Source organism: Gordonia rubripertincta (assembly GCF_038024875.1).
Taxonomy (GTDB): domain Bacteria; phylum Actinomycetota; class Actinomycetes; order Mycobacteriales; family Mycobacteriaceae; genus Gordonia; species Gordonia rubripertincta.
In genome coordinates this window covers 2,190,316-2,202,353 of record NZ_CP136136.1, presented here as the reverse complement: position 1 = coordinate 2,202,353, position 12,038 = coordinate 2,190,316, and the positions used below count along the sequence as shown (strand labels likewise).

The 12,038-nt window shown below is 70.0% G+C and carries 9 protein-coding genes; 3 read left to right on the top strand and 6 right to left on the bottom strand.

The window, feature by feature from the left end:
• Positions 1 to 50 precede the first annotated feature (50 nt).
• Positions 51 to 833 (top strand): LamB/YcsF family protein, encoded by a 783-nt coding sequence (locus RVF83_RS10015; RefSeq protein ID WP_005194263.1) that lies wholly within the window; start codon positions 51 to 53, stop codon positions 831 to 833.
• Between the two features lie 13 nt (positions 834 to 846).
• Here the strand turns inward: RVF83_RS10015 and rlmB are convergent, their stop codons facing one another.
• The 6 genes from rlmB to RVF83_RS09985 form a co-directional block, all read right to left on the bottom strand.
• Complete coding sequence (gene rlmB, locus RVF83_RS10010) at positions 847 to 1,806, bottom strand: 23S rRNA (guanosine(2251)-2'-O)-methyltransferase RlmB (RefSeq protein ID WP_005194264.1); 960 nt, start codon at positions 1,804 to 1,806, stop codon at positions 847 to 849.
• Positions 1,806 to 3,197, bottom strand: a complete 1,392-nt coding sequence (cysS, locus tag RVF83_RS10005) for a cysteine--tRNA ligase (RefSeq protein WP_005194265.1) — start codon at positions 3,195 to 3,197, stop codon at positions 1,806 to 1,808. Before cysS ends, rlmB begins: the two co-directional genes overlap by 1 nt.
• 81 nt (positions 3,198 to 3,278) lie before the next feature.
• Complete coding sequence (locus RVF83_RS10000) at positions 3,279 to 4,598, bottom strand: condensation protein (RefSeq protein ID WP_005194266.1); 1,320 nt, start codon at positions 4,596 to 4,598, stop codon at positions 3,279 to 3,281.
• Positions 4,595 to 6,127, bottom strand: coding sequence for a hypothetical protein (locus RVF83_RS09995; protein ID WP_005194267.1), 1,533 nt, complete (start codon positions 6,125 to 6,127; stop codon positions 4,595 to 4,597). Before RVF83_RS09995 ends, RVF83_RS10000 begins: the two co-directional genes overlap by 4 nt.
• The gene (locus tag RVF83_RS09990) at positions 6,127 to 7,617 is read right to left on the bottom strand and encodes a condensation domain-containing protein (protein ID WP_005194268.1); all 1,491 of its coding nucleotides are present in this window, start codon (positions 7,615 to 7,617) and stop codon (positions 6,127 to 6,129) included. The genes RVF83_RS09995 and RVF83_RS09990 overlap by 1 nt, the downstream gene beginning before the upstream one ends.
• Before the next feature lie 167 nt (positions 7,618 to 7,784).
• Entirely contained in the window at positions 7,785 to 8,822 is a 1,038-nt protein-coding gene (locus RVF83_RS09985; protein WP_005194269.1) for an alpha/beta hydrolase, read from the bottom strand.
• Positions 8,823 to 9,371: 549 nt separating this feature from the next.
• Here RVF83_RS09985 and RVF83_RS09980 point away from each other — a divergent pair.
• Together RVF83_RS09980 and RVF83_RS09975 are read left to right on the top strand one after the other, a co-directional pair.
• Positions 9,372 to 10,802, top strand: a complete 1,431-nt coding sequence (locus RVF83_RS09980; protein ID WP_005194270.1) for a hypothetical protein — start codon at positions 9,372 to 9,374, stop codon at positions 10,800 to 10,802.
• The gene (locus RVF83_RS09975; protein ID WP_005194271.1) at positions 10,799 to 12,034 is read left to right on the top strand and encodes a glycosyltransferase; all 1,236 of its coding nucleotides are present in this window, start codon (positions 10,799 to 10,801) and stop codon (positions 12,032 to 12,034) included. The genes RVF83_RS09980 and RVF83_RS09975 overlap by 4 nt, the downstream gene beginning before the upstream one ends.
• Positions 12,035 to 12,038 lie beyond the last annotated feature (4 nt).

The following is a 12,038-nucleotide window of genomic DNA, read 5'->3' as shown; positions in this document are numbered from 1 at the left end:
CGAATCGCACGTTTCGTCTGTTCAACCGTTGGCAGAACTAGGATGTGGCCATGACCCCCGACAGGGCCACGACCGACCCGGCGCCCGCTCCTCGCATCGATCTCAACGCCGATCTCGGCGAGGGTGTCGGCGACGACGAAGCGATGCTGACCATCGTCACCAGCGCCAACGTCGCATGCGGCTTCCACGCCGGGACGCCCGCGGACCTGCTGGCGACGTGCCGGGCGGCCGTCGCCGCCGGTGTACGCATCGGCGCCCAGGTCTCCTACCCCGACCGCGCGGGATTCGGCCGCCGCTTCATGGAGATGTCGACGCCGGACCTGATCGCCGACCTCGTCTACCAGATCGGCGCGCTCGACGCTCTCGCCCGCTCCGTCGGCGGGGCGGTCACCTACGTGAAACCCCATGGCGCGCTGTACAACACGGTCGTCCACCACCAGCAGCAGGCCGATGCGATCGTGACCGCGGTGCGCGACGTGAACCCCGACCTCGCGGTGATGGGCCTACCGGACTCGGAGGTCCTCGCCCGCGCCGAACGTGCCGGACTCGCGGTCATCACCGAGGCCTTCGCCGACCGCGCCTACACCCCGGCCGGCACGCTCGTCCCCCGCACCGAGCCGGGGGCGGTTCTCTCCGACAGCACCGAGATCGCGCGCCGCGTCGTCGAGATGACCACGAGCGGACGGCTCACGGCCGTCGACGGTTCGGTCATCACCGTCGCCGCGGATTCGATCTGCCTGCACGGCGACACCCCGGGCGCGGTCGACCACGCCCGCGCGGTCCGCGAGGCCCTCGGCCGGGCCGGCGTCGAGGTCGCGCTCCACCGGGCGTGAGGGCCGCCGGTCGCTATCGACGCCGCTGACGTGCGAATTCGGCGAGCACGACGCCCGCCGCCACCGACGCGTTGAGCGACTCGACGTCACCAGCCATCGGGATGGAGAGGATCGAGTCGCAGCTCTCGCGCACGAGTCGCGACAGTCCCTTGCCCTCCGACCCGACGACGATCACGGTAGGGCCGGTGCCGTCGTACTCGTCGAGGGTGACGTCGCCGTCGGCATCCAGACCCACGAGTTGGGCACCGGAGTCCGCCCAGTCCTTGAGGGTGCGGGTCAGGTTGGTGGCGCGCGCGACCGGGAGACGCGCGGCGGCGCCGGCACTGGTGCGCCAGGCCACCGCGGTCACACTCGCGCTGCGTCGGGCCGGGATCACCACACCGTGCCCGCCGAACGCGGCCACCGAGCGGATCACCGCGCCCAGATTGCGGGGGTCGGTGATGTTGTCGAGGGCCACCAGCAGAGGCGGGGTGCCGCTGGCCTTGGCATCGGCCATCAGATCGTCCGGATGGGTGTACCGGTACTCCGGCACCTGGAGGGCGATGCCCTGGTGCATTCCGTTGGTGGACAACCGATCCAGCTCCGGTTTGCCGACCTCGAGGATGGAGATCGCCTGATCGCCGGCGATCTTGACCGCCTCGGCGACGCGCTCATCCGGCTCGGAGTTGGTGGCGATGTAGAGCGCCGTCGCGGGAACGCCGGCACGCAGGCACTCGACCACCGGGTTGCGGCCGAGGACGTACTCGGGACCCTCGTCCTTGGCTCGCGCCGCGCCGCCACCGCTGCGTCCTGCACCCGACTTCGCCGCGGCCTTGGCCTTCTTGTGCGCGGGATGGTAAGGGCGGTCGACCGCCTTCGGGGTGGCGCCGCGGGCCTCGAGTCCACGACGACGCTGGCCGCCGGACCCGACGACCTGCCCCTTCTTGGTGCCCGACTTCCGGATCGCACCCTTACGCTTCGAATTTCCTGCCATCACGCCTCACCCTTCAATGCCCACTGTGCACCATCAGGGGTGTCGGTCACCTCGATGCCGGCCTCGGCCAGGCGGTCTCGGACCGCGTCCGCGGTCGCCCAGTCCTTGGCGGAACGCGCGTCCGCGCGTCGTTGCAGTTCGGCGCGCACCAGCACGTCCAGCGCGGAGGTGGCGGCCGAGTCGTCGGCCGTACCGGCCCATTGGTCGTCGAGCGGGTCGACGCCGAGAATTCCCATCATGCCCCGCACCGACGACGCGGCGGCGAGAGCGGCCAACCCGTCACCCGATTCGAGTGCGGTGTTGCCCTGCCGGACGACGTTGTGCACCACCGCGAGAGCCGCGGGGACGCCGAGATCGTCGTCGAGTGCGGCACCGAACTCGGGGTCGATGTCACCGATCACCACGTCACCGACGCGGGCGGCGACACGTTCGACGAACGACTCCACCCGCCGGTAGCCGGCGGCCGCCTCGGTGAGCGCACCGGGCGAGTACTCCAGCATCGACCGGTAGTGCGCGCTGCCGAGGTAGTACCGCAGTTCGACGGCACGGACGCGCTGCAGCATCGCGGGGATCGACACCACGTTGCCCAGCGACTTGCTCATCTTCTCGCCACCCATGGTGACCCAGCCGTTGTGTAGCCAGTAGCGCGCGAACGGGTCCCCGGCGCCGTGCGCCTGGGCGATCTCATTCTCGTGGTGCGGGAACACCAGATCCATTCCGCCGCAGTGGATGTCGAACTCGGCACCCAGCAGGCTGGTGGCCATCGCCGAGCATTCGAGGTGCCAGCCCGGGCGTCCCGGGCCCCACGGTGTCGGCCACGACGGCTCGTCGGGTTTGGCCGCCTTCCACAGGGTGAAGTCGCGGTGGTCGCGCTTGCCGGTGCCCGCGCTCTCACCCTGGTGCACGTCGTCGAGCTTGTGCCCGGACAGCGCACCGTAATCGGGCAGGCTGCGGACGTCGAAGTACACGTTGCCGTCGGCGACGTAGGCGTGCCCGCGTTCGATCAGCCGCTCCATGTACTCGACCATCTGGGTCACGAAGCCGGTCGCGCGCGGTTCCGCGGACGGCGGCAGGACGCCGAGGGCGCGGTAGGCGTCGTCGAAGGCGCGCTCGTGGGTGGCCGCCCACTCCCACCAGGGGCGCCCGGCGTCGGCGGCCTTGCGGAGGATCTTGTCGTCGATGTCGGTGACGTTGCGGACGAACAGCACGTCGAGGCCCTGATGGCTCAACCAGCGCCGGAGGATGTCGAAGGCGATGCCGCTGCGGACGTGGCCGATATGGGGAACACCCTGCACAGTGGCGCCACAGAGGTACACCGATGCCTGGCCTGGGCGCAGCGGCACGAAGTCGCGCACCTCTCGGGAGCTGGTGTCATAAAGGCGCAGGGTCACGACCGGCCATCCTACCGGACCACGATCGGGCCACCGACCACGCGAGCGCGCCGAAGACCCCGTTCCGCAGCCGGAATGCCATCAGCCCGCGTCGGCGGCGAGGACCGAGTCGAGGAGCGCCTGCATCGTGTCGAGCGTGTCCCCGAGGACCGCCACGGCCCGTTCGGTGTGCGGATACCGCACACGGACATGGATGCCGTCACGATCACGCCAGAACCACCACTGCGCCGTGTCGGTCGGCTTCTGGCTCGAGATCTGCCGCACGTCGACGTCCCCGCGCGGCATGGGCAGCCGCGTGTAGTCGACATAGGACATCATGAAGACGTCGCTACGACCGGGGCGCAGTCGATCACCGAAGGCTGCGTACACCGGCGTCAGCCCGATCTCGGCCAGCGGCAGTGCGGCCGCGAGACGCCGGGTGTTCCGGTGCATGGCGGCGTACAGGTCGCCCGTCGCGCTGATCCGCAGCGGGGCGTTGCCCACCGACCAGCTCACGCAACCCGGCCCCGCCCCGGCGCCGGTGGGCACCGCGGTCGCGATCTCGTCGGGTCCGCCGGCGGCGTTGACGGCCATCGCCGCACAGGTGAGGACGGCCGGATAGGTGCGGGCACCGCGACGGTGGACCGTCGAACTGAAGGTCGCGGCGTCGTCGCCGGACAGCAATGTCCGGACCATCGTGTGCACGGGCAGGCTGACGCCCACGGCGACACCGAGGTCGAGCGGGAACTCGGGCACCGTCCAGCCGGTCGCGGCGAGGAACTGCCCCCAGGCGCCCAGGCGGGGATCGTCGGCGGTCACCGACGCCTCCCCCTCGGCGACGACGCTCAGGGCCGCGAGTCCCGACTCCGCGGGCGCCAGTTCCCGACCGGCGAGCAGTTCGCAGATCTCGGTCGACACGACCGCCAGCGAGCGGGCGTCGACGTAGCAATGGTCGAAGGCGCAGATGAGTGTCGTCCCGCCGGCGCGCGTGACCGCCGCCAGGAAATGCGGCATCGGCTCGAAGGGGTTGCACGTCGCGCCGATGGACTCGATGAGCTTCGCGGCGAACTCCTGCGGCGAGAGCCCTTCGGCCGTCTCGCGGGACTCCTCCTTGACGTCGACGCCGGGGTGCACCAACCGGGTGATCTTGCCCTCGGCCTGTACATAGTGGCTGCGCAGCGCGTCATGACGGGCGATGACCGTCCCGATCACGTCGCCGAGCAGGTCGGCATCGATCCGTTGGCGGAAGTCGAGGGTCAGCGCAATCCAGCCCGGCTGTCCCGAGGCGAGCGACGCCAGGTGGAATCGCTCGTTCTCCGACACCGGCGCGCTCGACTGCGCGGCGGCGCCACCGGGCACGGCTCGCCAGCACACCAGTTCACCCGGCTCTACCTCCCACGATTCGGAACTCGAGAGCTTCATCGCACACTCCTTGTCGATGGGCGGGGGTCGGCGGGCGGGGCGTCGGAGGCCGGTTCGGGCGCGAGAGCGCCTGCGGCGTAAGCGGTCACGATGGACTCGATACGTTCGATCAGGCCCAGGATCGAGGTGCGCGCCACCGCGTTGTCGGGGACGTGCGAGCGCACGACGAGTCCGGCGTCGGTGCGCGTGAACCACAGGTTGGCGTTGCGGGTCGGACCGACCCCGCTGGAGGTCTGCATCGTCGACAGAACCGGGTCGTCGCCGAGGCCGAGCCGGCGCACATCGGTGTAGGACACCATGTACGGACTGCCGTCGAGTCCCTTGAAGACCCCTTCGCCGGCCAAGAGCCGGAGGACGCCGTGAGCCGGTACCGAAGCGGCCCGGCGCGCAGCGCGCACACGCTCGGTCGCGATGCGGACGAGTCCGTCGAACGACGTGTCCGGTCCCTGCGGCGAGTCCACGATGACCGGCGCGAAGTTGCACAGCCAGCCCTGTGTCCGCTCGTGCCCGGCGCCCCGGCTCGAGAGCACGGTGGACACGAAGAACCTTGCCTCGCCGGTGGATTCACGGTGATGCGTGGCGAGAGCAGCGTAGAGGAGGCCGGCGAAACCGCCGGCGGACGCGGCCAGCCGGGTGTCGCAGTGCCCCAGCTGCTCGGGCGTCAGCAGCCAGTGCTCGATCGCGACCGCGGGTTGCGGCGCGCCACCGGTCAGTCCCAGTTCGAGTGGACACCGCGGGGGTCGGCCGTCGTTCGCGGACAACGCATCCCGCCAGAGAGCCACCCGCTCGTCGTCCGAGGTGAGGGCCGCCGCCGCGGCCCGCTCGGCCGTGATCGAATCACCGAAGGCACCGGCGGGGCCGAGTTCCGCGGGCACACCGGAACTTCGCTCCCGGTACAGCGCGACGATCTCGGACAACGCCAGCGCCGAGGAGTAGCCGTCACCGTGGGCGTGGTCGGTGGCGAAGAAGAACGTGAAGGCACCATCGGCCGAGGGGTCCGGATCGACCGCGGCGGCGCACCAGGTGCCCGGGATCTGCTCTGCACGAGCCGTTTCCGATGCACGACGGCCGGCCCAGAGGCCCAGATCGGCATCGCCGACGACCTGCGCCTCCCCGGCGCGCTCGGCGACCCGGAACTCGAAGGCCTCCGGCGGCGCCACCCATCGCTCGGGACCAGAGTCACCAGTGCGGTAGTGGGCGCGCTGTTCCTCGTGTCGCCGGACGAACGCGGTGAGGGCACCGCTCATCGCCTCCGCATCGAGGGGACCGTCGAAACGTGCGGCGGCGAGCAGGAAGCCGTGGTGCGGCTGACCGTCGGATCGCCTGTCCGCCATGGACACCAGATGGTCTGACTGCAGGAACGACACCCCGTCACCCCACCGTCGTGCCGCCCGGGCGACGCCCGCCGGGTCGCCGAGTTCCCATTCGACGATCCGCCCACCACGCAGGTGGGGGCGGAGGCGAACGGTCAGCGACCCGGGGACACCGAACCCGGGTGACACGCGAGAGGACTGCAGGGTGCCGGACATCAGCGTTCCGCTACGACCGGCGACCCTCCGGCTACCAATTCCGCAGTGCGGTAGGTGTACTCGCAATCGCCTTCGGTGACGATCCGCTCGAGGATCGCATGGAAGACGGACAGGAAGGCCTCGACCGCCGGCGCGTTCTCGGCCGGGAAGCGCGAGGACACGTTGACACCGGTGGGGATGCGGTTGATCCAGAAGTAGACCTCGTCGGCGTCGCGGGTCGCGCTGCGCAGCACGCGTGCCGCGCGCGGCTCCCACTCGGTCGACCCCTCTGCGTGGCGGAGGTCGATGTAGGACACCACGAATCCCGGCGGCGTGACATCCCCGCCGATGAGCTCGGCGACCGGCGCGAACGGGGCGCCGCCCACATCCTTGTACTGGGCCGCGGTGGCCGCGACCGCGGTCAGCGCGTCGGTGAACTTCAGCGGCCGACCCGGGCGGACGGCCACCGGGATGATGCCGACGAACCAACCCACGGCCTCGCCCCACTCGACCGAGTTGCGGGTGTGGACCGGACTGATGAAACGCAGATCCGCGGAACCGGTCAGGGCCGCGGACGTCATCGACAGCGCGGTGTAGATGCCTGCGGTCATGGACGACCCGGCCGCCTTGCAGATCGCGTCGAAGCGCTTGGTCTCGGCGGAATCGAGCAACCAGTGCGACAGCGTCGTCTGGAAGCCCTCGTCCGGGACCCGCCGCGCGGTGATCGTGCGCGGCGCGTCGTCCGGGACGGCGAACTGCGGGAAGCGCGGGATCGGCTCCGGCTGAACGGCCGTGGTGGTGTCGTCGAAGAAGCTGCGCCACTGGCTCACCGCGGCGTTGTTCGCGTCGATCTGCTCACCGAGGCGGCGCTCGGCGTCGCTGAAGTCCAGGTAGCTGCCGATGGCGGCGAGGCCGTGCGGATCACCGGTGAGCTCGGCGAGGTACAGCGCGGTCAGCTCGCGGATCGCGAACACCTGGGTGTAGGCGTCCATCACGGTGTGGTCGGCGGCGAACACCACGAGGAAGCCCTCGTCGTCGCCAGGCGTCTCGACCGTCACCGCGATGCAGTGCGGCCACGCCAGCGGGGTGACGGTGGTGTTGAAGTACTCGGTGACGAGTTCGGAGACCTCGGCGGGTTCCAGATCGGACCCGAAGGCCCGCTCGCGCACCGAGATCGCGTCGGCGGCGACGGTGATGCGGGTCAGGTCGCCCTGCGGGTGTCCGGCGTCGTGGACACGGACCGAGGTCCGGAACGCCTCGTGCCGGCGGTACCACGCGACGAGCGTGCGCGAGAACGCTTCCCGGTCGAGCGGACGCTGGATCCGGAATGCCGTCCCGATCCACTGGCTGTACCAGTCGTCGCCCTCCCGAACCGCGCGTCGGGCGTGCTCGAGATGCATGTACGACAGTTGCCGCGAGTCGGTCTGCCATTCCGATGCCTCGACCGTCGGCTCCCACGCGGTCACCGTTCCGCCGGGCATCGAATAGTCATCGAGTTCGGTGTATTCCATCGAAACCTCTCGTGTTGACACGTGTCAGCCCCCGACTGTTGGTCTTCTCCAGCCCCTCCCCTGAGGCTGGTGCGCCGCGTTGCGCTAGCGGTGTTGTCGATCGAAGTCGACGCGGGCATGCGTCCTCGACGCCGAGAGCTGCTGTGCTCTCGGTTGTCTCGCCATGCTCACAGCCCCAACCCACGTCGTAGCGTGGGCCACGACTCCCGCTGCTGGTCGACCCAGTACGGCCACGAATGTGTGCCGGGGTCGACGTAACGGATGGTGGCCGGAACACCGGCAGCGGCGAGCCTGGACTGCAGCTGCTGTGTGCACCACATCGAACCGACCTCGATCACGCCACCGACGACCTGTCGGTCTGTGGGGTTCTCGTTGCCGGGATAACCGGGGGCATCGTACTTTCCGGAGCGGCCCGTCCCGGTGGAGACGTAGACGGCGGAGCCCCGGAGGTTTCCCGCCTGGGCGAGCACATCGTGTGCAGCCCAATCCGGGTCGTTCGGGCCGCCCCACATGTTGTTGGCGTCACCGCCGAACGCCGCGACGATGCCTCGAGGGTAGGCCTGGCCGGCCGGTCCCGTCGTGGTGAAGCATCCGCTGTAGGCGGCCACCGCATCATAGAAACCGGGATTGCGGGCCGCCAGGACGAGCGCGGCACCCGCACCCATCGAGAGTCCGGCGACACCCCGCACGCCGTTGCCGGAGAACTGCGTATCGATCAGCGGGGGCAGTTCGCGGGTCAGGAACGTCTCCCACTTGTAGCGGCCGAGCTTCGGATCGTCGCGCTGCCAGTCCGTATAGAAACTGCCGTCACCCGCAATTGGCATGACCACGTTGACGTTCTTGTCGGCATAGAAACCGGCGAGATCCGTCTTCAGCGTCCACACACTGTTGTTCGGATCCTGTTCGTTCAGGCCTCCCAGCAGGTACAGCGACGGCCGCGGGCCGGTGTCCGCACGCGGGGTCAGGACCTGCACCTTGATGGTCTTGTCCATGGACGCGGAATGCACGTACACGGCGTGGAGGTGCGGGCCCTCGGCGACCACTCGCTCGATCGCGGAGACGCCCGGTGCCGCGGACGCGGGGCCCGCCGACACTGCTGTGGCCAGACCCGAGAAGACGATCGCCGCAGCCACAGTGGTCGCGAGAACGCCTGTAGCGCGCATCTTCACACGGCGATACGTGTTCCGGCGGGCAGCACCCGTCATATCGTCGCGTCCTCCGAATTCCAAGACTTGGCAGTCAAATGACCAGATTCGCCGACTTCCCGATTTCCGGGGAGGCCGGTCCACATTGGTCACGACAGTAACCCGAATTCATCCGATTGGATAGTTCGCCGTACGAATTGGGCGTCAGCAAGGCGACCCTTAAAGATCCATGATATTGACGGTTTCGGGGTCCCCTCCGGCCACCGTTCGGGCACTTTCGCCCGAGGATCGGGCCACCACCGGCTCCTCGGGTATGGTTTGCACGGTCTCGACGCCACCCGACGCGGCTCGAAGGGCGCGGTCGACCACGATCACCGAATCCGCAGCTGCGGGCGTTCATCCGTCCGGCCGTCGCCGGCATCCGGCGCGCACCGTTCCGGCGGTCCGGCCGGATCGGACCGGCGGTACGGCACCGCGGAAGACACCTCGGAAGGTGCTCACAATGGAATTCTGGTGTGACACAACACACATGACGCCGGGGCGCGATCGGCGCCCTGGCGCCCGGCGGCTTGTGGAAAGAATCACTCTCGACGAACGGCAGGTCCGGTCATGAACTTCGCATCCCTGGTCGGCAACACATCGAGTGCTGGTCGGACCCCCACCGTCGACCGCCTAACCTCCGACGACGACCTCTTCGTCCGGATGGACGTGATCCTCGGCCTACCCGTCGTGAACCAGACGCTGTGGCGCTTCCCCGGCACGGTCGACGTCGACGACTTCGCCGCACTCGCGGAGAAGCTGCGTCGCGGACGCCTGAGCCGGCTCGTCGCGAAGCACCGCGGCCCGGGGCGAGCCCACTGGCGTTACACGCCCGACGCCGGCCACTTCGCCGTGCAGGCCGAGCCGGTCCCGGTCGGCGCGGAAGAGCAGTGGGGACGGGCACAGGCCGACGCCGGCCACTTCGCCGTGCAGGCCGAGCCGGTCCCGGTCGGCGCGGAAGAGCAGTGGGGACGGGCACAGGCCGACGCCGACCTCGACATCGAGAACGGACCCGCGTGGCGGCTCGTCGTCGCACGGACCGCCGACGACGCCTCGGTGCTCGTGTCCCTGGTCATCTCCCATGTCATCGCCGACGGCGGGACGGGCGCGGTCGCGGTCCTCGAGGCCGTCCATGACCTGGACTACACACCCGGCACCGCACCGGGCCTGGTGTCGAATGCCGTCGACGCCGCCGACCTACTCTGGACCGCGGGCAAGACCGCGATCCGGATGGCGCGGGCCGGCCGGTCCGGACCGCCCGCCTCGCCGGCACGTGTGACCGGCCGGCCTGCACCCGACACCGATGTCGCCGCCGCCGAGATCGCACCGAACGTGACCGTCCTGATCCCGGCCGCCGACTTCAGGTCCGCGGCCGAATCCCGGGGCGGCACCGACAACAGTCTGTTCGCGGCTCTCATGGTGGGTGTTCTGGAGCGGTGTGGTCGGGTCTCCCCCGGCGACGTCGTCCCGGTGTCGCTGCCCGTCTCGTCCCGCACACCCGACGACCGCCGCGCCAATGCGACGTCGGGCGCCACCGCGTTCGTCGAGGTCGCCCCCGACCGCTACGAGGACCTGTCCGCCGTCCGGGCCGCGTGCAAGGACGCCTACAACCGCTTGGCCGCCAACTCGGGCAAGGTGGCCCAGCGAGCAGTGGTCCTGCAGGCGCTGAGCGCATCCCTCACCCGACGCCTGGCCGCCAACGTCACCACCCCGCTGTGCCTCGCCTCCAACGTCGGACCGGTTCCCGACGAGTTCGCGACGCTGGGCACCGGCGAACCCGCTGCACTCTCCATCCGAGCCGTCACCGCGACCGACGACCCTCGCGCTCTGCGTGACCGCAAGGGCGGGATCAGCGGTTGGCTTGCACTCGGCGCCGACGACGTCATGTTCAGCGTGAGTTCGCTTGACCCGGTACGAATCCCGGACGTGGCCACCATGCGCGAGCTGGTAACCGCCGAACTCGCCGCCTGGGGTATGCACGGAAAGTTCTGGGGCGCATGAGGATCGCGTTCACCGTCCACGGCAGCCGGGGAGACGTCCAGCCCGCGGTGGCGATCGGCGTCGAGCTCGCGCGTCGCGGCCACGACGTCCGGCTCGCCGTGCCCGAGGACCTCGTCGAACTGACCGCGAATTCCGGATTGCCGACGCAGATGCTGGCTCCGTCGACGGCGGAGCTGCTGGCCAGTCCGCTGGTCAAGGAACGCCTGAAGTCCAAGAACCCGCGCGTCCGACTCAAGGCGCTGGGCGAGGTCGCCGATCACGGCCGCGAGACCTCTGAGCGGGTCATGGCCGAACTCGCCGACGTCTCCGATCTGCTGGTGACCGGCCCGCTGGCGCAGGACCGGGCCGACGCCATCGCCCAGAGCCGTGGCATCGGATTCGTTCCGCTGCACTACTGTCCGCTCCGTCCGAACGCCAGCCTCGACGTCCGCTACCGCGAGTACCCGCGTCCGGTCTCGCGCGCGATGTGGCGTCTGGCCGACCGGGCCTACTGGCTCACGCTGCGCGGCGCCGACCGGCGGTTGCGCACCGAACTCGGCCTCCCGCCGGCGAAAGGCCCTCTGGGACGCCGACTTCGGGAGCGCGGCATCCCCGAGATCCAGGCCTACGACGCCGCGCTGTTCCCCGGGCTCGGGAACGACTGGGGACCGCAGCGGCCGCTCGTGGGATTCCTGCTGCCGGACAAGGACACTCGTACCGCATTGTCGAACGGGGACGACACGACCGCACATGCGGTCGCGTGGGCGACCACCGACGAGGCGCCCGTCTACGTCGGCTTCGGCAGCATGAAGATCACCGCCGAGCAGATCGGCGGAATCGTGAGCTCGCTGCTCGACCGCGGGCTGCGGGTCATCGGACACACCGATCACGAACTCCCCCAGCATGATCGGCTTTTTCACCTCACCCAGCCGGTCGACCACGAGACCCTACTCCCGCAATGTCGCGGCGCGGTCCACCACGGCGGCGCCGGCACCACGTCAGCGGCGACCCGCGCGGGCATCCCGTCGGTGGTCGCCTGGCTCAGTGCAGATCAGCCGATGTGGGCCGCGGCGCTACGCCGCAGGGGGGCCGGTTCCGGCAACAAGCTGGCTCGATTCGGGCCCTCCGATCTCGACCCGCTCACCGATCCGGCAGTGGCGGCCGCAGCCGCGCGTCTGGGGACGGAACTCACCCCGCCGGCCGCGGCCGTCGACCGTGCCTGCGAGATCCTGCTGGACGCGGCCTCGCGCTGACCGG

What these genes read in the sequence shown, in the direction of transcription:
- RVF83_RS10015 (WP_005194263.1), top strand. Translation starts at nt 51, where the DNA reads ATGACCCCCGACAGGGCCACGACCGACCCGGCGCCCGCTCCTCGCATC.
- rlmB (WP_005194264.1), bottom strand. Translation starts at nt 1,806, where the DNA reads ATGGCAGGAAATTCGAAGCGTAAGGGTGCGATCCGGAAGTCGGGCACC.
- RVF83_RS10000 (WP_005194266.1), bottom strand. Translation starts at nt 4,598, where the DNA reads ATGAAGCTCTCGAGTTCCGAATCGTGGGAGGTAGAGCCGGGTGAACTG.
- RVF83_RS09995 (WP_005194267.1), bottom strand. Translation starts at nt 6,127, where the DNA reads ATGTCCGGCACCCTGCAGTCCTCTCGCGTGTCACCCGGGTTCGGTGTC.
- RVF83_RS09990 (WP_005194268.1), bottom strand. Translation starts at nt 7,617, where the DNA reads ATGGAATACACCGAACTCGATGACTATTCGATGCCCGGCGGAACGGTG.
- RVF83_RS09985 (WP_005194269.1), bottom strand. Translation starts at nt 8,822, where the DNA reads ATGACGGGTGCTGCCCGCCGGAACACGTATCGCCGTGTGAAGATGCGC.
- RVF83_RS09980 (WP_005194270.1), top strand. Translation starts at nt 9,372, where the DNA reads ATGAACTTCGCATCCCTGGTCGGCAACACATCGAGTGCTGGTCGGACC.
- RVF83_RS09975 (WP_005194271.1), top strand. Translation starts at nt 10,799, where the DNA reads ATGAGGATCGCGTTCACCGTCCACGGCAGCCGGGGAGACGTCCAGCCC.